20 protein-coding genes are annotated in these 20052 nt (G+C 45.6%); 5 read left to right on the forward strand and 15 right to left on the reverse strand.

All coding sequences use genetic code 11. The features are described from left to right. Positions 1-20 precede the first annotated feature (20 nt). The 4 genes from FD963_RS08445 to FD963_RS08460 form a co-directional block, all read right to left on the reverse strand. Positions 21-608, reverse strand: coding sequence for an Rrf2 family transcriptional regulator (locus FD963_RS08445; protein WP_215361901.1), 588 nt, complete (start codon positions 606-608; stop codon positions 21-23). A 178-nt stretch (positions 609-786) separates the two neighbouring features. Further along, a complete protein-coding gene (locus FD963_RS08450; protein ID WP_215361903.1) occupies positions 787-1215 on the reverse strand; it encodes a DUF2244 domain-containing protein in 429 nt (142 codons plus the stop codon). A 36-nt stretch (positions 1216-1251) separates the two neighbouring features. After that, a complete protein-coding gene (locus tag FD963_RS08455) occupies positions 1252-1401 on the reverse strand; it encodes a hypothetical protein (protein WP_215361905.1) in 150 nt (49 codons plus the stop codon). A 23-nt stretch (positions 1402-1424) separates the two neighbouring features. Continuing rightward, a complete protein-coding gene (locus FD963_RS08460) occupies positions 1425-1613 on the reverse strand; it encodes a hypothetical protein (RefSeq protein ID WP_215361907.1) in 189 nt (62 codons plus the stop codon). Between the two features lie 197 nt (positions 1614-1810). Here FD963_RS08460 and FD963_RS08465 point away from each other — a divergent pair, with 197 nt between their 5' ends. From FD963_RS08465 to FD963_RS08475, 3 genes are all read left to right on the forward strand, one after another. Next, complete coding sequence (locus tag FD963_RS08465) at positions 1811-2314, forward strand: alpha-ketoglutarate-dependent dioxygenase AlkB (RefSeq protein WP_251367216.1); 504 nt, start codon at positions 1811-1813, stop codon at positions 2312-2314. Positions 2315-2316: 2 nt separating this feature from the next. Further along, positions 2317-3012 carry an SDR family NAD(P)-dependent oxidoreductase gene (locus tag FD963_RS08470; RefSeq protein ID WP_215361911.1) on the forward strand — a complete coding sequence of 232 codons (696 nt, stop codon included), beginning with the start codon at positions 2317-2319 and terminating at the stop codon, positions 3010-3012. A 144-nt stretch (positions 3013-3156) separates the two neighbouring features. Beyond that, positions 3157-3813, forward strand: a complete 657-nt coding sequence (locus tag FD963_RS08475) for a DsbA family oxidoreductase (protein ID WP_215361913.1) — start codon at positions 3157-3159, stop codon at positions 3811-3813. A gap of 540 nt (positions 3814-4353) precedes the next feature. Here the strand turns inward: FD963_RS08475 and FD963_RS08480 are convergent. The 7 genes from FD963_RS08480 to rpsU all read right to left on the reverse strand — a co-directional run bounded on the left by FD963_RS08480 (position 4354) and on the right by rpsU (position 13610). Then, complete coding sequence (locus tag FD963_RS08480) at positions 4354-4662, reverse strand: hypothetical protein (protein ID WP_215361914.1); 309 nt, start codon at positions 4660-4662, stop codon at positions 4354-4356. 2 nt (positions 4663-4664) lie between these two features. Further along, complete coding sequence (locus FD963_RS08485) at positions 4665-5873, reverse strand: DUF1501 domain-containing protein (protein WP_215361916.1); 1209 nt, start codon at positions 5871-5873, stop codon at positions 4665-4667. Then, entirely contained in the window at positions 5870-7342 is a 1473-nt protein-coding gene (locus tag FD963_RS08490) for a DUF1800 family protein (protein ID WP_215361918.1), read from the reverse strand. Before FD963_RS08490 ends, FD963_RS08485 begins: the two co-directional genes overlap by 4 nt. Positions 7343-8018: 676 nt before the next feature. Then, positions 8019-10571, reverse strand: a complete 2553-nt coding sequence (gene rpoD / locus FD963_RS08495) for an RNA polymerase sigma factor RpoD (protein WP_215361919.1) — start codon at positions 10569-10571, stop codon at positions 8019-8021. Positions 10572-10805: 234 nt separating this feature from the next. Continuing rightward, a complete protein-coding gene (gene dnaG, locus FD963_RS08500; RefSeq protein WP_215361921.1) occupies positions 10806-12773 on the reverse strand; it encodes a DNA primase in 1968 nt (655 codons plus the stop codon). Between the two features lie 49 nt (positions 12774-12822). Continuing rightward, positions 12823-13269 (reverse strand): GatB/YqeY domain-containing protein, encoded by a 447-nt coding sequence (locus FD963_RS08505; RefSeq protein ID WP_215361922.1) that lies wholly within the window; start codon positions 13267-13269, stop codon positions 12823-12825. A gap of 128 nt (positions 13270-13397) precedes the next feature. Next, entirely contained in the window at positions 13398-13610 is a 213-nt protein-coding gene (rpsU, locus tag FD963_RS08510; RefSeq protein WP_011903537.1) for a 30S ribosomal protein S21, read from the reverse strand. Positions 13611-13687: 77 nt separating this feature from the next. Between rpsU and tsaD the strand changes: the two genes are divergently transcribed. Next, entirely contained in the window at positions 13688-14761 is a 1074-nt protein-coding gene (tsaD, locus tag FD963_RS08515; protein WP_215361924.1) for a tRNA (adenosine(37)-N6)-threonylcarbamoyltransferase complex transferase subunit TsaD, read from the forward strand. Between the two features lie 12 nt (positions 14762-14773). Here tsaD and folE2 read toward each other — a convergent pair whose 3' ends face one another. The 4 genes from folE2 to xseB are packed head-to-tail and all read right to left on the reverse strand — an operon-like array spanning position 14774 to position 18714. Then, a complete protein-coding gene (gene folE2, locus FD963_RS08520) occupies positions 14774-15601 on the reverse strand; it encodes a GTP cyclohydrolase FolE2 (protein ID WP_215361926.1) in 828 nt (275 codons plus the stop codon). A gap of 25 nt (positions 15602-15626) precedes the next feature. Next, a complete protein-coding gene (dxs, locus tag FD963_RS08525) occupies positions 15627-17528 on the reverse strand; it encodes a 1-deoxy-D-xylulose-5-phosphate synthase (RefSeq protein ID WP_215361927.1) in 1902 nt (633 codons plus the stop codon). Positions 17529-17583: 55 nt separating this feature from the next. Then, entirely contained in the window at positions 17584-18480 is an 897-nt protein-coding gene (locus FD963_RS08530) for a polyprenyl synthetase family protein (protein ID WP_215361929.1), read from the reverse strand. Next, the gene (gene xseB / locus FD963_RS08535; RefSeq protein ID WP_072582862.1) at positions 18481-18714 is read right to left on the reverse strand and encodes an exodeoxyribonuclease VII small subunit; all 234 of its coding nucleotides are present in this window, start codon (positions 18712-18714) and stop codon (positions 18481-18483) included. Between the two features lie 161 nt (positions 18715-18875). Between xseB and FD963_RS08540 the strand changes: the two genes are divergently transcribed. After that, a complete protein-coding gene (locus tag FD963_RS08540) occupies positions 18876-19982 on the forward strand; it encodes an SRPBCC family protein (RefSeq protein ID WP_215361931.1) in 1107 nt (368 codons plus the stop codon). Positions 19983-20052: the final 70 nt, after the last annotated feature.

A 20052-nucleotide genomic window follows, 5' to 3' on the forward strand; every position in this document is an offset into this window, starting at 1 on the left:
GCTAGAGGTCTTGGATTTATTTAGTTTGTAGAGGTATCTCTATTCAAATATTCAGCAAAGCTAAAGATTGAGTTAGGACCGCGAGGGATATTCTCCACTTGTTTAAAGGGAGTTTTAACTGCCCTCTGAACTTCCCTCTTTTGCTTCTTTTCTCGCCCAGCATTCATTAAAGGGTCAACCGGCAAATAAGGCTTTCGCTCAGGGGCCGCTTGAACTTCACTAAACCGTGGAATGTAATCTTTGATTGCAGTAGCCAAAGTAACATTTGAAATACAACTCATCATGTAAGTCTCAAGTGATTGATAAAGCTCTTTAGCAATATCCGCTACTTCAACTTTTTTCTTCTTAATCTGATTCATCGCCAAAACAATATCTTTAATGGTGATAATTCGAGGATCCTTTGAAAGCTGATATCCACCAGATCGGCCTTTGATGCCAATCACAAGTCCTGACTCCCTAAGTGGGCGTAGCAACAACTCAAGACGACTAATCGATATATGCTGCCTTTTTGAAATCTCTGGGACAGTTACAAGTTGTCCATTGACAGAATGACTTGCAATATCAACCAAAGTGTTGAGTGCTGACTTAACTGCTTTTGTGACTTCCATGGTTTTTTGGATATAAAAATGTTATTAAGGCTAGTATGAAACTGATTCCAAACTTGTGCTGCAGCACATTCATTAACCCTATTTCATTTATGGTTGAAGTTATCGGTCTTAAGAATTCTTCTCAAGGGATGGGTACAGTGTCGTACATAGCAATACAGCATTTTTCTCGTTACTTTGATCACCCTAGATGGGCTCTAACGGCAGCAATCAAAGGCAACTGTTGCTCCCGCCTTAAAAACTGTCCTAACTCGACTCGTAAATGAGATTGGCTGATGTGGAATACCTTTGACTCCTCGGTTGGCAAGTCTATTTTTGCCCACTGAGTATTAAATTCATGAACAGTTTCCTTGTAGCCGATAAATTTTTTGACTATTAAGCGCTTGCCTTCAATTTCAATGGTTTCAGAATCGAGGGCATGCCGGCAATAGATTAAAAATCCAAGTGTTACCGCACTTAACTCTAGGGCGGTAAAAATGGGTATAACCCATACCCCTGCCAAAAAGAAGCCTGCTGCAACGATCAGCGAAAGACAGACCAAAACAATATAAAACTGTAGTAGCTGCTTTGGCGTCAGCGCACAATTTCTTCGCATTTGCCAACGCTTCATTCTCAATATACCTATTAGATGATTAGCTAAAAAGGGTTAATGAATTTTTTTACGCTCTTGCTCTTTGGCTAGCTGATCAGCGCTTCTTTGCTGAAAATCAACCATGGTGTGATAACCCATTTGATAACAAGGGCAATGCTTACCCAGAATCCAACGAGCGAGTTTGATGCGAAGTTTTTGTAACATGGATGCCTCCTAGTGGCGTTGCTTTATTTTGACTCGGAATTACTCTGATCTACTTGCCTGCCGATGTCAGGCGCCAGATCTTTTGACTTGTTCAAGGTAAGGCTTGGGGCAGCCATTTTTTCCCCATCCCAAACTTGTCCACACCAGCACTCGCCAACATCATTAATGATGCAAACACCGGAGCCGCAGCATCGCTTATCTGGGGCTTTCATGGGTATGCCTTCTCTAGAAATTGAAATTAAGACTATTCTAGGGTTTTTAGAGAATTAGTGCTTACCACTCGCCAGCAATGATGCAAAGTTCGTTATTTGAAACTAACCCCGCCGATTGCACCCTAAACCTGCTACCAAAGGATGGATGTGCTCATTACTATTCCGGCATCTTTTCTGAGCAGAAGACCACGCAATTAATGAATCAGCTGAAAGAGTCTCTTGCTTGGGAATCTGATCGACTGGTGATGTTTGGCAAAACGATCACTACTCGCCGGCAAGTTTCTTGGGTGGGAGAGCCCTCTTGCTCCTACACCTACTCTGGGATAACAAAGAGTCCTCAAGCATGGACGCCCGAACTATTAATGATAAAAGCTAGGCTAGAAGAAATATCTCAATCTGAATTTAACTCTTGCCTACTCAATTTTTACCATGATGGTGATGACGGTATGGGATGGCATAGCGATAATGAGAAAGAGCTTGATGCATCGTCCCCTATTGCATCACTGAGCCTTGGTGCCAAGCGCAAGTTCGCCTTTAGACACAAGCTGGATAAAACAACTATCTCAGTTTTCCTAGAAAATGGTAGCGCATTAATGATGCATGCACCCACTCAAGAATTTTGGCATCATGCCTTATTGAAAACGAAAACAATAGCTGAACCCCGCATTAACCTAACATTCAGAAAAATAATTAATACTTAGCGATGAGCTTACTTCCAAAACCATTTAGCGCACTTGTCATTGGAGCATCGGGGACTATTGGCTCCCATTTTGTAAAACTACTGCAGAATCATCCATCTTGCTCCAGGGTAATTGGCATACATCGTAACTCCGCTCATGCAATTGATTACCATCATCCACAGACTATTGAAACTTCTGCAAGAAGTCTGGCTAAGTTAGGGCCATTTCAATTGATCATCAACACTATTGGTGTATTACATTCAGAAGAATGGATGCCTGAAAAGAAATTGGATGATTTAAATGCAACTCAATTGGCTGAGATGTTCAATACAAACACTATTGGTCCAGCCCTAACAATCAAGCATTTCTCAAAACTCTTGGACCCAAAGCATGGAGTTATGGCAACCCTCTCTGCTAAGGTGGGCAGCATTGAAGATAATCGACTGGGTGGTTGGTATAGCTATAGAGCTTCAAAAGCCGCGCTGAATATGATCATCAAAACAGCCTCTATCGAATTTGCAAGAACGAAGCCCAATATTGCTTTGATTGCCCTTCACCCCGGCACCGTGAACTCTGGATTGTCACAACCTTTTCGCGGCCAGCAAATCGGCAGGGATCCCCTAGAGGCGGTAAGTGACATGTTTAATGTCCTTGCAAATGTGAAGAAAGAAGATTCAGGCAGCTTTCTGACTTACTCAGGTGAAAAATTACCTTGGTAAAACCAAAGAGCTGTATGAGTAGATATCCGAAGAAAACCACTTTCTTACTCTTTAGTTTTGAAAGTCAAAATGCTTGGGAGCACTAATCCTAGCGTCTAGTTACTCCTAAATACTTCAGCAATATGCTTCTGTAGAATAAAGCTCATGAAACCAACGATCAAAATAGACTATGTATCTGATGTAGCCTGCCCTTGGTGTGCTGTCGGGCTAGGCAATCTCAATCAGGCAATTTCCCAGTTAAGTGATCGGGCTAATTTTGAGGTGCACTTTCATCCTTTTGAGCTCAATCCCAATATGCCTTTGGGTGGTCAAGATGCCATCGAGCATCTCACAGAAAAATATGGCTTAACAGTCGATCAGGTTAAATCTAATCAAGCCAATATTAGGGCTAAAGCGTTGGAAGCAGGATTTGAATTTCATCCAGAAGGTCGTAAAAGGGTGTACAACACATTTGATGCTCACCGTCTTTTATATTGGGCGGGAGAGGAGTTTGGACTAGAGAAGCAAGCAGTCCTCAAAAAGGAATTGCTCAATACTTACTTTTGCCTGGCAGTTAATTTAGATGATCAGAAAAATCTAATAGATGCAGTAACTCGTTCTGGCCTAAATAAGGAAAGGGCCAAAGGGATACTCCAGGGTAAAGAATTTTCTCAGGAAGTTCGGGATGAAGAAGCTACTTATACAAATGCAGGCATCAGCTCTGTACCCTCTATCATTCTTAACGATCAATATCTTTTACAGGGTGCTCAGCCTCCCGAGTCATTTATCAATGCATTTGAGCAGTTAATTCAAAAGACCTAAAAGACCAATCCCTACTATTTTGATTGGGCCAAACTTAGTTAAATAGGTATTAGCCGCCGTTCCTTAAGGCAATTACCCCATCCTTACTCTAAGCAAGGATTATGGCAGCCGACTGGTAACAGCCCAAAAGAGACTAAATTAAATCTCATACCAGCATTAGCAATTATTACCGAGCTCCGGCAATATGGCCATGAGAGTCTCGGGTATCAATGATGGTTTTAAACCCAGTGACCGAGTCAATAGTCTCACTATAGATGCCCTTGATAAGATTTATATTTACTGATTTCTCTGGGTTATATTGTGACTGCTGGACGAGGAACTGCTGCTGAGGTTGCTTACACGCTTTGTGTCACAGAAAGAAAAACGACTTAGGAATTTCTCCCTAAGTCGTCGATATTGCTGGTGGGCCCACCAGGACTTGAACCTGGGACCAAAGGATTATGAGAGCAGAGACCCATGATAGAGCCATATAAACAGTGGGTATGAGGGTGGTCAGCGTCGGCGTGTAAGCACTTGTGCGATAAAAAACACATCTCCCAATTAATCAAATTTAAAACGCTTTCGTAGGGTTGCATTACCACCAGCCGCGCGATTGGTCGAGCCACCATTGCCATTAATTATCAAACTAGTGTCTTTGGTTTGTACTTTACTGGCTGGAGTTGAGGAAGACAAAGCCTGGCTTTCATTGGCATCCCCTTCATTCTTGGAGGTACTATGAATCACGGTGTTATTTTTTTGAACAGGAAATACCCTTGCTTTATCCACATCCCCGATTTCATCATTTGCTGACGCAGCCCGTATGACTTGAAAAAAGAAAAAAGTAGCAACCTTAAATCTATTGATTTTCATGATTACGCTTTTTGATAACTGAAGGCTTGATTTAAAAACTTTTGATAATCTGTAGTAACAGCTAGGTCAACACCTCGATCCAGTCGTTCGGTACTCAGCCCAGGCCACTGCCCCATTACCCTACCGCCGGGAACATTACTTCCCATAATGAGTCCAAGAGATCCATGGCCATGATCAGTTCCGTTACTTCGATTACTGCGCAACCGTCTTCCAAACTCAGTCATTACCACCAATGTATAGGGTTGTTTTTTAGCTTCCATATCCTCAGAAAATGCCGCAAGACTTGTACTCAGATTTTTAATCTGTCCATTGAGCCTACTGGGCTGATTTTCATGCGTATCCCACCCTGACTGATCTACCCAAGCATACTGAAGACCTACGTTCGCATCTATTAATCTAGCAACAGATCGAAGCCCAACGCCTGGATCAGCATTCGGATAAGCAGTTTTCCCAGCGCTTTCATATGGGATCGGTTTATTAGATCCTTTGGTGAGGGTTTGATTAATGAAATCTAAATTACTCAGATGATCTTTCATCCAAGGCGTAGATACTGTGTTGGAGTCCGCATTACATAATGCACTGACAGCATTAAATCCTCCTACGCTATTTGGCAATGCAATCCCATTTTGAATATCTCGAACTGCAATCGCTCTATGGGCACCCTGCATCGACCTTGGAGAGTTATTGTTTCCAGCAAATAACGGAATTGCGTTCTTTTGAAATCGATCTTTCGCAATAATTTGCCTTGCCATCCACCCCAAATCATCAGGTAATGTATTTAGGGAATTTATACCGCGCTCCATAATTTCTTGAGCCTCAAAGTGCGATCGAGTCTCATCCATAATGCCTAATGCTGGCCATGCAATCAATTTTCTCTGGGCAAATAAATTGGCTAGAGGCGCCGCCTCCGGATGCCAAAATAAATTAGCACCTCCTGCTTCGACCCTACCGCCGCTTACTTCTAAAGAAAAACGCATCTCTGGTGGCCTTGCTGCCAAGAAATTTTCATCTTCGAGCGGCGACAAAATAGAGAGTCCATCAGCACCGCCTCGCAAAAATACGACTATAAAGGGATGCAACATCTGCGGGGGCACCAATATACCAGCAGACTTTTTTTGATCAAGCGAAAAAGCAATGTCACTAATACCAAATAGAGGGGTGGCTAAACCAATTTTTAGGAATGTGCGGCGATCAATATATTTCACATTCATATATTCTCCCCAGCGTAAAAATCAGGTTCAATTGCCTCGGTCTGAAATGACGGTGAACAAGCAAGATAGCCAACCATTTTTCTTGCCACTTTTGGATCACTGACCCGCTCAATTCCAGTTAATCCCTGTGAACGTATAAGTGCTTGCGATAACTCAGGTCTTGATTGACCAAACAATGGGGTTTCCCAACGCGATAAAAGTTGAGTGTAAGTAGGGCTAGAAGGAAGATTAGCAAAAGGATTCCATTCGCCAGTACCCCACCAATTTTCAGCAACTCCCTGAATCAGGGTGATCCTCTGTTTGAGGTATGCGGCAGATAGATTCCATTGCAAACCATCTGGCGGACCGTCAGGTGAAATCCAGCCATATAGAGCAGGCCCTGCGGACTCGACTTGAGGCATGATTTTTCCTTCAGAAAGATCAAATGGCAGGTTTACTGCATTTACGAAAGCGGCAACAAGTCGCATTGGCTTTCTTACTTTTTGACGACCTTCTTTGGGTATCGATGAAGCTAGCTTTGCAATGTGCCTAGAAAGAAGGCTTAATTGATTTGGCGCGTTTCGATGCTCGACAAATACCGCATGCGCACTTTGAATCATCTTTTCTGACGGCTCATCGCTAATCATACGCTTGATTAATTTTCGCATTAAATGCTGCGCGGTAGCGGAATGAAATGCACATAAGTCTAATACTTTTTTACCATCTTTCATCGGGCCACTATAGGGATCAAATTCATTTGCCAGAATTCTTTTCTGGTAGTTATCATGCCACGACTCTAGGTAAATAAATTGGCCCGTCTTTGGAAGACTTTGTCCGCCGCCAATACCAGTGCCATCCTCTACCGTCCAGCCAGTAAATGCCCGAGCAGCTTCATATACGTCTTGATCTATATAGCCCTTTGGCTTACCCTGTAACGCCCCGGGCACTTCTCGCCACTGAGCATACAAATTATTTAAATAAGAATGACGTCCTAAAGTGTGTAATTCAAACAATTCTCTTGCGTAATTCTCATTCGCACTTCCCGCGCGAGAACTTTTATTATTTAAGTAATACAGCATACAGGGATGGGTTGCGGTAGCTTCTAGAAATTTTCGAAAGTTGCTAAAAGCATTCTTCCGAATGACTTCATTCTCCCAATGCGGAAGAAATGCACCGACATTCTGCTCATATCCATAGACGGAGAAATGATCCCTCCAGAAACTAATCCACTCCTCTTCCCAATAACTTTTAGCTTGAATAGCCTTTATTAAAGTGGCGGCCAGCACTTCTTTTCTGGGGCGAGATCTTTCAGGTGGTGGTAATAATTCATCTTTGCCAGTGTACTGAAAGAGCTTTGGAATGCTGGCATTTAATAAGCTCAATGGTTTTAATTCATCAATTGCAGGATACTCTTTACCATCTCTAAATTTTCCCGCAGGGTACCGCTCTCTCAGTAGTACTTGATTGACATCAATATTCAACGTTGGCACCTTTTTAAACTGATGATTCAGTATTTAACAAAATAAATGAGGCAGGCACACAATAAATTTACACCAAATGAATTAAGTTTGGGGAATAAAAAGCGATGGCCAAATAAAAAATACCAACCCGAAGGTTGGTATTTTCATTTCTGGTGGGCCCACCAGGACTTGAACCTGGGACCAAAGGATTCCGGTTTGTGTTAGTTTCCTAACTCCCTGGACTATGCCTTCACCATATGCTTGCGCACTTAGGTGGGTGCCGTCTAGTCTCTACACCTTCAACAGCACTTTCATACTGAAGCTTGGCTCGGCGTTAGCTTGTGCAGCTTTTGGCTGAATTTAGCTTTCTCCGAATTTGACACCATCCCTTATGCAGTTTCCACGCATAAGGCACAACTTTCGCTATGAGTCCTCTGCTCTAACCAACTGAGCTATGGGCCCTAAAACTTTCATTTACTACACACCTTTTGAGGGGTGCTTTACTTCTTAAAACCACACTAAAACCGCATTTACTACACACCTCGGTTTTTACCTTGGTGTGTAAGCGGTGTGTAAGCAATTTTGACTACCTAATTCACCACTAACCTCTTGAATCTATTGAGGTCTTTGTTACAAGACCCCTTGGGCTTCTTTCTTATGAGTCCTCTGCTCTAACCAACTGAGCTATGGGCCCGTTAGTCTTGGATCAATCTTCTTCGAGGAAGGTCTTGAGTTTGTCGCTACGGCTTGGGTGACGCATTTTTCTCAGGGCCTTAGCTTCAATCTGACGGATACGCTCACGAGTCACGTCAAACTGTTTGCCGACTTCTTCGAGGGTGTGATCAGTGCTCATCTCAACACCAAAGCGCATACGCAATACTTTTGCTTCACGTGGTGTCAATGAATCCAGAACGTCTTTCACCACATCGCGCATAGAGTCATGTAATGCCGCTTCAGCTGGAGCCAATGTGTTGCCGTCTTCAATGAAATCACCTAAATGAGAATCTTCATCGTCACCAATTGGTGTCTCCATGGAGATAGGCTCTTTAGCAATCTTCATGATCTTACGAATCTTGTCTTCAGGAATCTCCATCTTCAGTGCCAAAGTTGCTGCATCTGGCTCATGACCAGTTTCTTGCAAGATCTGACGGCTGATACGGTTCATCTTGTTGATCGTCTCGATCATGTGAACAGGGATACGAATTGTACGGGCCTGGTCAGCGATAGAGCGAGTAATCGCCTGACGAATCCACCATGTTGCATAGGTAGAGAACTTATAACCACGACGGTATTCAAACTTATCTACCGCCTTCATCAAGCCAATGTTGCCTTCTTGAATCAAGTCCAAGAACTGCAGGCCACGGTTGGTGTATTTCTTAGCGATGGAGATTACCAAACGTAAGTTGGCTACTGTCATCTCACGTTTCGCTTCACGGGCACGCTTCTCGCCAGCGATCATCTGCTTGTTTACTTCTTTTAATTCTGGAAGTGGAATAACAACATTCTTCTGAATATCAATCAACTTTTGCTGAAGTTCTTGGATGGCCGGAACGTTACGCTCCAAGAGCGCGCTGTAAGGCTTGTTCTCTTTGAGCAACTTCTCAGTCCAAGTCAAATTCATAGACATCTTAGGGAAGTCTTTTAATACTTCACTACGATTGACGCCGACTTTGTCTACCAACAAGCTAACGATGCCACGCTCAAGTTTCCATACTTGGTCTACTTGTGAGCGCATGGTGTCGCATAACTTCTCGACGCTCTTCGCTGTCAAACGGAAACCAAGTAACTCAGCGCGAATTGCTTCTTGTGCCTTCAGATACGCAGGGCAGTTATAACCATCCTTATCAAACGCACGGCGCATCTTGTCGGCTTGTGTGCGTACGATTGCAAACTTCTCTAAAGAAATCTGCTTCAACTCTTCTAATTGCTTAGCGTTAGCCGTTGCAGCGCCACCACCGCCACCGCCGCCTTCATCTTCACCACCGTCGTCTTCACCCTCTTCGGCATCCGGATCAACTTCTGGCTCTTCAGGTCCAAGCTTAATATCTTCTGCGTTAGGATCAACTAGACCATCAACAAACTGGTCAATCTCCATCTCGCCACTAGCGATCTTGTCAACGTTGCTCATAATCTCAGCAATCGTTACTGGGCAAGCAGCCAAAGCCATCACCATATCTTTGAGGCCGGCCTCAATCTTCTTCGCAATGACGATCTCGCCTTCGCGAGTCAGCAAATCAACTGTACCCATCTCACGCATGTACATACGTACTGGATCGGTAGTGCGTCCAAATTCTGAATCTACTGTAGATAAAGCAGCTTCAGCCTTTTCTTCAGCCTCTTCTTCGGAAGCTGCAGCTTCTGTGTTGTCAGACAGAATTAAGGTTTCAGCATCAGGTGCTTGTTCGTAAACAGTAATGCCGATGTCGTTGAGCAAGCTAATCAAGGTTTCTAATGCGTCCGCATCAGACAACTCGTCAGACATCACGTCATTCATCTCACCATGGGTTAAATAGCCCTTGGACATACCCATCTTGATCAAGGTCTTCAAGCGTGCACGACGTAATTCTTGCTGCTCTTCAGTACCCAACTGCTGTGCTGCGAATTCTTTTAAAAGCGCCTTCTCTTTAGCCTTACGCTCACGCGCTTTTTGACGATCCGTTAATACTGGCTCTGCATTTTCCGCAGGGGCATCCGCCTTTGCTTTACGGCCACGCTTCTTTTCATCTTCAGCTACTGGCGCCTCAACTTCAGCAACCTTGGCTTTTTTATCTTTGGTTTCTTTTACTTCTTTAATTGGTTCAGCCTTAGGTGCAGGTGCAGCTTTACCTTTTTTTAGCGGCTCAACTTTGACTTCTGCTTTTGCTGCTTTTACAGGGGCTTTGGCAACTGGCTTAGCAGGTACTTTTGCCGCTGGCTTTGCAACTGCTTTTGTTGGTTTTGCTGGTGCTTTAGCCGCAACCTTAGGTGCTGGCTTTGAGACAGCCTTCACTGGCTTAACTGGTGCTTTAGCTTTTGGGGCTGGCTTAGCTGGAGCTTTCGCTTTCGGCGCTGGTTTAGCAGCAACTTTTACTGGCTTAGCAGGAGCTTTCGCTTTTGGGGCCGGCTTAGCTGGTGCCTTTGCTTTAGAAACTGGTTTGGCTGCAGCCTTTACTGGCTTAGCTGGAGCTTTTGCTTTAGCCGCTGGTTTTGCAGCAGCTTTTACTGGTTTAGCTGGAGCTTTCGCTTTTGGAGCTGGTTTTTTGGTCTTGGTATTCGGCATTTATTAGCACTTACTCACATTACTGTTATTGATATCGACTGATGAAACACAGCCCCGTAGTAATTCACTTACCCACTTACCCCAAATTTCATCAAAATAAAGCGCAAGTGGCTGAATTAAATCGGTTTTTTCTTGGGAACAGAGGATTATAGTCGATTGCGACTTTTTTACCCCCGCATCACCTAAAAATATGGGGTAATTTTGAGAGTTTTCTAGGGGTGTTTCAGTAAATTCTTAGGAGAATTTCAGCTTTTCGCCCAATTCCCGATAACGGGCCTTGTCTTGCTCGGAAGCGGTGCTTCCAGAGATCTTTTGGGCGATTTCAGTCATTTCTTGCTTGAGATGGGTTAATTCCAGCTTTTTGAATGCCCCCTCAAGATCGGCGGCTGCACCCTCTAACTCCAAATCAGAACCCATTACCCGATTTCTCAGGACCTCATACAGAGGAGCCAACTCACTATGAGAGAGTTGATCTTGGAACATGGCAAATGCGCCGGCACCAGCGATCGCTGGTTTATTACCTTCGCCCGGAATCAGCTCAACCAAGTCACACTGTGACAATAGATCTTGCATCAAAGCATGGGCCTTTACAGATCTTTGCTCTGCCGCCTTCAATGCAAGCGCGCGCTTGTTCGAATCCAAAGCTTTACCTAAATGCGGAAACTGAATAATCACTCGCAGCATTTGCTCCGCTAAATCCGTTGGCGCTTTGGGTGGCTCGATATTTTGAGTGGCAACCCGTTTTGCGGAACCTTTGGATGCTTGCCAAGGCGCACCTTGACGATTGCCATTACTTGCGTAGGTATTTGAATTATTTTGATTACCTTGGCCGCCTTGCGTTCTTGCTTGCATTGGTTGATACGTAGTTTGACGAACCGGTGCAGGCGCTACTGTTAAACCACAAAATGCTTCTAGTTCCGCAGGGGTGGTATTGGTACGAATCGCGAGCTCACGCAAAATTTGCGTACGCAAAGCAATGGGAGGCATCGACAGTAAAAGCGGCTTAGCGGCATGATGGGTATAGGCTCGACCTTCTGGGGTAGTTTGCTCGTGACCCTCACTAACAACCTTAAAGAAGAAGCTAGAGATAGACATCGCCTCTTTAATCACCTTCTCAAAAGCGGGTGCACCATAAGCACGAACATAGCTATCAGGGTCATGCTCTGTCGGTAAGAATAAGAAACGAATTTCTTTATCGTCTGACATGAGTGGCAAACATGCTTCAAGTGCACGCTGTGCAGCACGTTGACCAGCGGAGTCACCGTCAAATGAGAAAACTACTTTATCGGTTTGTCTAAGCAGCATGCGCACATGGTTTGCAGTACAAGCCGTGCCTAGAGTAGCAACCGCATTAGGGAATCCCAATTGCGCTAAGGCAACAACATCCATATAACCTTCGCACACCAAAACATATTCCTGGGCACGAATCGCTTGTCTTGCCTCAAACAAACCGTAGAGCGTATTACCTTTTGAGAACAATGGAGTCTCAGGAGAATTTAAATACTTAGGTTCACCTTGATCCAAAATCCGTCCACCAAAACCAATGGTTTGACCTTTGGGATTGCGAATAGGAAACATAATACGGTCACGGAAACGGTCGTAGCGCTTTACATTTGCACCTTCAGACTGCTCACCCTGAATCAGTAAGCCGCCCTCGAGCAAGGTCTTGGCAACTTCATCATTAGAGTAGGTGCCAAATACTGCTTCAAGACCTTGCCAGCCGTCAGGCGCATAACCTAAGGCATAACGCTTAGCAATCTCACCGGTAAGTCCGCGGCCCTTTAAATACTCGACCGCCCTGGTATTGCCTTTGAGTTGTTGGCGATACCAATCTGCAGCAGTGCTCATCACCTCACTCAATGCCATTGCTTGCTGCTGTCTCGCTACATCATTTGCAGTGCGCTCTTCACGAGGCACATCCAAGCCTGCGGAACGCGCAAGATCTTCAATAGCATCCACATATCCAAGTCCGGAATACTCCATTAAGAAACTAATGGCAGAGCCATGGGCGCCGCAACCAAAGCAGTGATAAAACTGTTTAGTAGGCGATACCGAAAATGAGGGAGACTTCTCTGAATGAAACGGGCACAAACCCTGAAAGTTCGCACCCGCTTTTTTTAACTTAACGTGCTGCCCAACCACATCAACGATATCAACCCGATTTAAAAGATCGGCAATGAAGGATTGTGGGATGAGCGCCATGTAGCCAGTATGAAAGGATTTTGCTTTCTTAGCTAGCCACTGAAATTACTTACTTCGCCAATGCGGCTTTTACCAAGCCAGATACTTTACCCATATCTGCCTTGCCAGCCAATTGACCCTTAAGTACACCAATGACCTTACCCATATCCTGTGGGCCTGCAGCGCCAGTCGAAGCAACGGCAGCAGCTACTGCAGCCTCTACTTCAGCATCGGATAACTGCGCAGGCAAGTAGGTTTGCAAAATCACCATCTCAGCAGCTTCAATCGCCACTAAATCGGCGCGATTAGCTTTTTCAAACTGAGAGATCGAATCTTTACGTTGCTTAATCATTTTTTCAACAGTCGCAATTACGCCAGCATCGTCAACCACAATACGCTCATCAACTTCGCGTTGCTTAATCGCCGCCAACAAAAGACGAATCGCTCCAAGGCGCTCAACTTCTTTAGCGCGCATAGCGTTTTTCATATCTTCGGTGATTTGATCTTTTAGACTCATGGCTTTATTCCTGATGTTGAATATAAAACGTCGAACATTTAATAATGGTGATTAAAAAGCAAAAACCCGCTGCGTTTCACCGTCAGCGGGTTTCAAAGCCTCTCGGTGAGGAGAGCTTTTAAATTCTATTAGTAAAGCTTCTTAGGCAACATTTGGCTGCGAATACGCTTGTAATGGCGCTTAGCAGCTGCGGCCTTCTTACGCTTACGTTCAGCCGTTGGCTTCTCGTAGAACTCGCGTGCTCGCAAGTCTGTCAAAAGGCCATTCTTTTCAATGGTGCGCTTAAAACGGCGCAATGCCACTTCAAATGGTTCGTTTTCGCGGAGGCGGACTGTAGTCATACTTATTTAACTCGTATATGCTCGATAGATATCGAAAAATTAACTGAATTGCGATTCTAGCACGGCTAAGTAAAAAAATGATTGTTTTAGGAATAGAAACTTCTTGTGACGAGACCGGGGTGGCTTTATACAACACCACGCCTTGGGAAGACGGTAAACCGGCCTTCCAGGGCATATTGGGCCAGGGCTTGCACTCCCAGATCGCCATGCACCGGGACTATGGGGGCGTTGTCCCCGAATTAGCCTCCCGCGACCACATTCGTCGTGTTTTACCGCTCTTAGACCAGTCCTTAGCCCAATCTGGCCTCAAATTGGCCGATATTGATGCCGTGGCATTTACTCAGGGGCCCGGATTGGCTGGCGCCCTCCTAGTTGGAAGCGCTTTTGCTAAATCCCTAGCCCAAGGCCTTAATTTACCGTCTATAGGGGTACATCACCTCGAAGGACACCTTCTTTCCCCGCTTTTGGGTCAAACAGCACCTCAATTTCCCTTTATTGCCCTACTGGTATCTGGTGGCCACACGCAACTCATGAAGGTCTCTGGGATTGGTCAATACGAACTGCTTGGCGAAACCTTGGATGACGCGGCAGGAGAGGCATTTGATAAGACGGCTAAATTACTCGGCTTGGATTACCCCGGTGGCGCAGCTATTTCTAAATTGGCAGAGCAAGGTCGCCCAGGCATTTTTGATTTACCAAAACCCATGCTGCACTCTGGCGATTTAGATTTTTCTTTCTCGGGATTAAAGACGGCCGTCCTCAATCAAGTGAAAAAGTTTGCAGAAAAAAATATTGCGAATCCTTCGGAGGTCGCACAATTTCATGCGGATCTTGCCAGAAGCTTTGTTGACTCGATCGTAGCGGTTCTTGTCAGTAAGTCAGAAAAAGCGCTCAAGCAAACGGGTTGTAAACATTTAGTGCTCGCAGGTGGCGTTGGTGCCAATTTGCAACTACGTGCTGCGCTCAATGACAAAGCAAAACGCAATGGCTTTGAAGTACATTACCCACCGCTTGAACTCTGCACCGATAACGGCGTGATGATTGCTTTTGCTGGAGCGCTACGCATGATCGAAAAAAATAATGGCTCCACAACATCTGGAGCCTTTGATATCAAACCCCGCTGGGATTTGCAAAGCAATAATCTGAAATAGACTGATTGCTTGTTATTTCTGATGACTGATTCTGGCGAATGCGCTGTGGTTGTGGATAGATTCAAAGTTCTCAGCCTCCACCACAAAAGAGCGAATACGCTGATCTGCCTTGAGATTGCCGGCCACATCACGCACTAAGTCTTCGACGAACTTTGGGTTGCTATAAGAATGTTCGGTAACCCACTTCTCATCAGGACGTTTCAGCAATCCCCATAACTCACTAGAAGCTTCACTTTCAGCAGCGGCAACTAAATCTTCCACCGTCATCTGCGTCTCGGAATCCAATACCACCGTCATAGTGACGTGTGAACGTTGATTATGCGCACCGAACTCAGAAATCTCTTTTGAGCAAGGGCACAAACTCATTACTGGAACTTGTGCACGCAAACCCAATTCAACGTCAGCAGCGCTCGTTGAATTTTGCTTCCCTGTTGCCATCCACGTGACTTCGTAATCCATCAAGCTTTCTACACCAGAAACCGGTGCCGCTTTTTTAACGAAGTGCGTATAAGTAAATTGCACGTGGCCTTCTTTAGCATCGAGCAAAGGCAACATATCGCGTACTAAGGCAACAATGGTCGCACTATCCACAGCCGCATCTTGTTTTTGGAGAAGCGCCATGAATCGAGACATGTGCGTACCCTTTATATGGGCGGGCAATGCCACATCCATCTCAAAAGTTCCAACCGATGGAAAGTTACCTGTCTTGCTACGAATGGTCAGTGGATGACGTACGCCACGAATACCAACTTGCTCAATAGGCAGTGCGCGCTCATCCAAAGTGGATTGCACGTCAGGCATTGCGCTGGCTTTCAGAAACGCGGGATTCAAGTCATTCATGGCTCTATTTTCAGGCAAAACGGGCTTATTTGCCTACAAGCGCTGAATTTACAGTCAAAATTGCTGGAAAACGCTGTTTGATGGAATTGGCAACACCCTCAACGTCCAAGCCGCACTTGGTCATCAGCAGGCTGTAGTCACCATGCTCGATAAATTGATCAGGAAGACCTAATTGCAGGAGGGGTTTATGAATACCGAGATTCGAGAGTGCCTCTAAACAAGCGCTGCCTGCACCGCCGGCAATAGCCCCATCCTCAATCGTCACAAAATAATCATGATCGGCTGCTAACGATTGGATGAGGTCCACATCGAGCGGCTTCACAAAGCGCATATTGGCCACCGTTGCATTAATCCCTTCGGCCACTTCGAGCGCCGGGTAGAGCAAAGTGCCAAACGCTAATATCGCCACGCGCTGACCAGCAGGTGCAGTGGATTTGCGACGAATCTCACCCTTACCGAATGGCAAAGTACGCAATTCTTTAGACGGAATAGCGCCAACACCTGCGCCACGCGGGTAGCGAACTGCGCTTGGATGCGGCTGATGAAAAGCTGTAGTTAATAAGTCGCGGCATTCAGATTCATCAGCCGGTGTCATTACCAGCATGTTCGGAATACAACGCAAGAATGGAATGTCATAAGCGCCAGCATGGGTGGCGCCATCAGCACCAACGAGACCAGCACGATCTAATGCAAACAATACTGGTAAGTCTTGTATCGCCACATCATGAATCAGTTGGTCATACGCGCGCTGCAAGAAGGTAGAGTAAATCGCTACCACTGGCTTCATTCCTTCACATGCCATACCGGCTGCAAAAGTGACCGCGTGCTGCTCAGCAATACCTACGTCGTAGTAACGCTTAGGGAAACTCTTCTCAAACTCTACTAAGCCGGAACCTTCTCGCATTGCTGGAGTAATGCCAACCAATAAAGGATCTGCGTGCGCCATGTCGCACAACCACTCACCAAATACTTGAGTGAAAGTTTTTTTGCTAGCAGCTGTTTTTTTGACACCCTCTTCAGGGTTAAATTTACTGGGACCGTGATACAGCACAGGATCTGCTTCAGCCAACTCATAACCCTGACCTTTTTTAGTCACTACATGCAAGAACTGCGGACCACGGCCTTCTAAAGCTAAGCGACGCACGTTCTGCAGCATCGGAATCAAGGCGTCTAAGTCATGACCATCAATCGGGCCGAAATAATTAAAGCCAAACTCTTGGAAGATCGTTGATGGAGAAACCATCCCTTTAGCATGATCCTCAAGGCGTTTTGCAAATTCACGTAAAGGGGGCGCAATTGATAAAACACTATCAATACCTTTTTTAGTTGCCGAATATATATTGCCGCTGAGTAATCTAGCCAGGTGGCGATTAAGCGCACCCACGGCAGGCGAGATCGACATGTCGTTGTCGTTCAGAATCACTACGAGCGGTAAGTCGTCATACACGCCAGCATTGTTCATGGCTTCGAAAGCCATACCACCGGTCATCGCACTATCGCCAATCACTGCTACAGCTACATGTCGTTCGCCTTTAGTTTGAAACGCACGCGCCATACCCATTGCTGCAGAAATACTAGTGGATGAATGACCGGTACCAAAAGCATCAAACTCACTTTCAGAGCGATGCGGAAAACCTGATAGGCCTTTGTACTGACGCAAGCTTCCCATACGTTCACGACGACCAGTCAGAATCTTATGTGGGTAACTTTGATGCCCAACATCCCAAACGATGCGATCGTCTGGGGTATCAAATACGTAGTGCAAAGCAATAGATAGCTCCACTGTTCCCAAGTTGGACGACAGATGTCCGCCCGTCTTAGATACGGAATCCAAAACAAACTCGCGCAACTCATCCGCTAAAACCGGTAGCTCTTCGCGGGAGAGTTTTTTGAGATCATCGGGGGAATTAATGGAATGTAAAGTCATTGAATCTAAATTATCTGTACCGATGAATTTCTCTTGTATTTAACTTGCATCTTTCTTACTTGCCGCGATTGACAACCAAGAGAGCCAAATCTTTTAATGCTTGTCCAGATGCGCCGAAACTATCTAAGCTAGTAATTGCTGCTTCTTGCAACCCCTTAGCCTGCTTCTGTGCATAGTCTAAACCCATCAAGGTCACATAGGTCGGCTTATTGGCAGCGGCATCCTTGCCGGCCGTCTTCCCCAAGGTTTGACTATCCGCAGTGGCATCCAGCACATCATCCACAATCTGGAACGCCAATCCAAGGGACTTTGAGTAATTTGCCAGGTGCGCCATTTGCGTTGGATTTAGGTGGGCAGCAATACCGCCTAATTCCACGGCGCATGACAACAGGGCACCTGTCTTCATAGCATGCATTTGCTTTAGCCCATTCAGATCTAATTTCTTGCCAACACTTTCTAAATCAATTGCCTGACCACCCGCCATGCCGCGTGAGCCAGAGGCAGCCGCTAATGCAGAAATCATGTTGAGGCGAACTTGCGCATCGCCATTTGCATTGGCCAAAATTTCAAAAGCGCGCGTTTGTAATGCATCGCCAACCAGCAATGCTGTTGCTTCATCAAAAGCTTTGTGCACTGTCGGACGACCACGACGCAAGTCATCATCATCCATGCATGGCAAATCATCGTGTACCAATGAATAAGCATGAATACATTCAATTGCTACGGCCGCAGCATCTAATGCTTCGCTACTTTCTGTGTTTTCGCCAAGTTGACCTGCGGCATAAACCAATAAGGGGCGAATACGCTTGCCGCCACCTTGCGCTGCGTAACGCATAGCATCATGTAAACGATGCGGCGTAGTTTGGGCGGAATCGAGCAAGCGATCTAAAGCCAACTCAGTTCGCTCGGAGTGAGAAGTAATCCACTCCTGAAATTGAAAAGCAGCGCCCAATTAAGCCTCGAACACTCGAACTTGTTGCTCAACCTGGGCCAGCATCCCCTGACAATGTTTTAGCAAGGCTGCGCCACGTTGATAGGCTAATAAGGTTTCTTCTAGGGAAAATTTGCCAGACTCCATATCGGAAATAAGCTTTTCAAGCTCTTTTACCGCTTGCTCATAGCGAAGATCTGGGTCGATTTGGACCTCAAGGCCTGGTTTTTGACTCTCTGACTTCTTGGCTGGCATAAGCGATTTCCTTGATATTTCTTGTGCAGATGGCCCTACATATTAAAGCGAGAAGCCCCTTGGATGGGTATAATTCACCCCTTCCTTTCCAATATCGATCCGTCGATGGTTGGATTGGTTATTCCGCTTAGCTTCGGCTGACGTTTTCGGGGGTGGGGAGAATGACTAATCTGGCTACCGCGCAGAAGCTTGCGCCGTCCAATCTGCAATTGCCGGTTTCGGCATATTTTGACGCTGACCTGTATCAGCGGGAAATTGAACTGCTTTTTAAGCAGGGCCCTGGCTATGTTGGTCACGAATTGATGGTGCCTGAAATGGGCTCCTATCAGACTTTAAGCGCAGAAAACGAAGGTCGCATCCTTGTTCGCAATGAGTCTGGCGTAGAACTTCTTTCTAATGTTTGTCGCCATCGTCAAGCATTGATGCTCAATGGTCGCGGTAAAGCAGACAATATTGTTTGCCCATTACATCGCTGGACCTATGACTTAGGAGGCAATTTATTAGGCGCACCTCACTTTGAAGATAAGCCTTGTTTAAATCTTGGCAAGTCCCCGCTACAAAATTGGCAAGGCTTGTTATTTGAAGGTCCTCGCGATGTGCGCTCTGATCTTGCTAAGCTGGGTGTTGCCGACGATCTTCAGTTTGAAGGATACGTTCTAGACCATGTTGAAGTGCATGAATGCAACTACAACTGGAAAACATTCATCGAGGTCTATCTCGAGGACTATCACGTTGTGCCATTTCATCCGGGTCTTGGAAAATTTGTTTCTTGCGAGGATCTACACTGGGAGTTCGGTGATTGGCATAGCGTTCAAACCGTTGGCATTCACAAAGATTTACAAACTCCAGGCTCATCAACCTATCGTAACTGGCACGAAGCAGTGCTTCGCCAATTTGACGGTAAAGCCCCACGCCATGGGGCTATCTGGCTAACCTATTACCCCAATGTCATGGTGGAGTGGTACCCAGGCGTTTTGTGCGTATCAACGCTGCACCCAATGGGGCCCGGTAAAACACGAAATATCGTCGAGTTCTATTACCCAGAAGAAATCGCTTTGTTTGAGCGCGAATTTGTGGAAGCAGAACGTGCTGCTTATATGGAAACCTGCATCGAAGATGATGAAATTGCTGAGCGCATGGATCAGGGCCGAGCAGCCCTACTTGCCCGTGGCATTAATGAAGTAGGTCCCTATCAAAGCCCAATGGAAGATGGCATGCAACATTTTCATGAGTGGTATCGCCGCGTCATGAACTTCGAAGGCGCATAATCCAAACAGGCTTCACGGTTTCATTAATACCCTTTATGAATAACCCTCATCACTAAAAATAGGAAGCATC

Origin of the sequence: Polynucleobacter sp. JS-JIR-II-50, assembly GCF_018687895.1 — a bacterium.
Lineage (GTDB): Bacteria > Pseudomonadota > Gammaproteobacteria > Burkholderiales > Burkholderiaceae > Polynucleobacter.

What these genes read in the sequence shown, in the direction of transcription:
- rpsU (WP_011903537.1), bottom strand. Translation starts at nt 13,610, where the DNA reads ATGACTACAGTCCGCCTCCGCGAAAACGAACCATTTGAAGTGGCATTG.
- dxs (WP_215361927.1), bottom strand. Translation starts at nt 17,528, where the DNA reads ATGACTTTACATTCCATTAATTCCCCCGATGATCTCAAAAAACTCTCC.
- FD963_RS08470 (WP_215361911.1), top strand. Translation starts at nt 2,317, where the DNA reads ATGAGCTTACTTCCAAAACCATTTAGCGCACTTGTCATTGGAGCATCG.
- FD963_RS08475 (WP_215361913.1), top strand. Translation starts at nt 3,157, where the DNA reads ATGAAACCAACGATCAAAATAGACTATGTATCTGATGTAGCCTGCCCT.
- FD963_RS08450 (WP_215361903.1), bottom strand. Translation starts at nt 1,215, where the DNA reads ATGAAGCGTTGGCAAATGCGAAGAAATTGTGCGCTGACGCCAAAGCAG.
- xseB (WP_072582862.1), bottom strand. Translation starts at nt 18,714, where the DNA reads ATGCCAGCCAAGAAGTCAGAGAGTCAAAAACCAGGCCTTGAGGTCCAA.
- FD963_RS08480 (WP_215361914.1), bottom strand. Translation starts at nt 4,662, where the DNA reads ATGAAAATCAATAGATTTAAGGTTGCTACTTTTTTCTTTTTTCAAGTC.
- FD963_RS08455 (WP_215361905.1), bottom strand. Translation starts at nt 1,401, where the DNA reads ATGTTACAAAAACTTCGCATCAAACTCGCTCGTTGGATTCTGGGTAAG.
- FD963_RS08540 (WP_215361931.1), top strand. Translation starts at nt 18,876, where the DNA reads ATGACTAATCTGGCTACCGCGCAGAAGCTTGCGCCGTCCAATCTGCAA.
- FD963_RS08460 (WP_215361907.1), bottom strand. Translation starts at nt 1,613, where the DNA reads ATGAAAGCCCCAGATAAGCGATGCTGCGGCTCCGGTGTTTGCATCATT.
- dnaG (WP_215361921.1), bottom strand. Translation starts at nt 12,773, where the DNA reads ATGGCGCTCATCCCACAATCCTTCATTGCCGATCTTTTAAATCGGGTT.
- FD963_RS08465 (WP_251367216.1), top strand. Translation starts at nt 1,811, where the DNA reads ATGAATCAGCTGAAAGAGTCTCTTGCTTGGGAATCTGATCGACTGGTG.
- FD963_RS08445 (WP_215361901.1), bottom strand. Translation starts at nt 608, where the DNA reads ATGGAAGTCACAAAAGCAGTTAAGTCAGCACTCAACACTTTGGTTGAT.
- rpoD (WP_215361919.1), bottom strand. Translation starts at nt 10,571, where the DNA reads ATGCCGAATACCAAGACCAAAAAACCAGCTCCAAAAGCGAAAGCTCCA.
- tsaD (WP_215361924.1), top strand. Translation starts at nt 13,688, where the DNA reads ATGATTGTTTTAGGAATAGAAACTTCTTGTGACGAGACCGGGGTGGCT.
- folE2 (WP_215361926.1), bottom strand. Translation starts at nt 15,601, where the DNA reads ATGAATGACTTGAATCCCGCGTTTCTGAAAGCCAGCGCAATGCCTGAC.
- FD963_RS08505 (WP_215361922.1), bottom strand. Translation starts at nt 13,269, where the DNA reads ATGAGTCTAAAAGATCAAATCACCGAAGATATGAAAAACGCTATGCGC.
- FD963_RS08485 (WP_215361916.1), bottom strand. Translation starts at nt 5,873, where the DNA reads ATGAATGTGAAATATATTGATCGCCGCACATTCCTAAAAATTGGTTTA.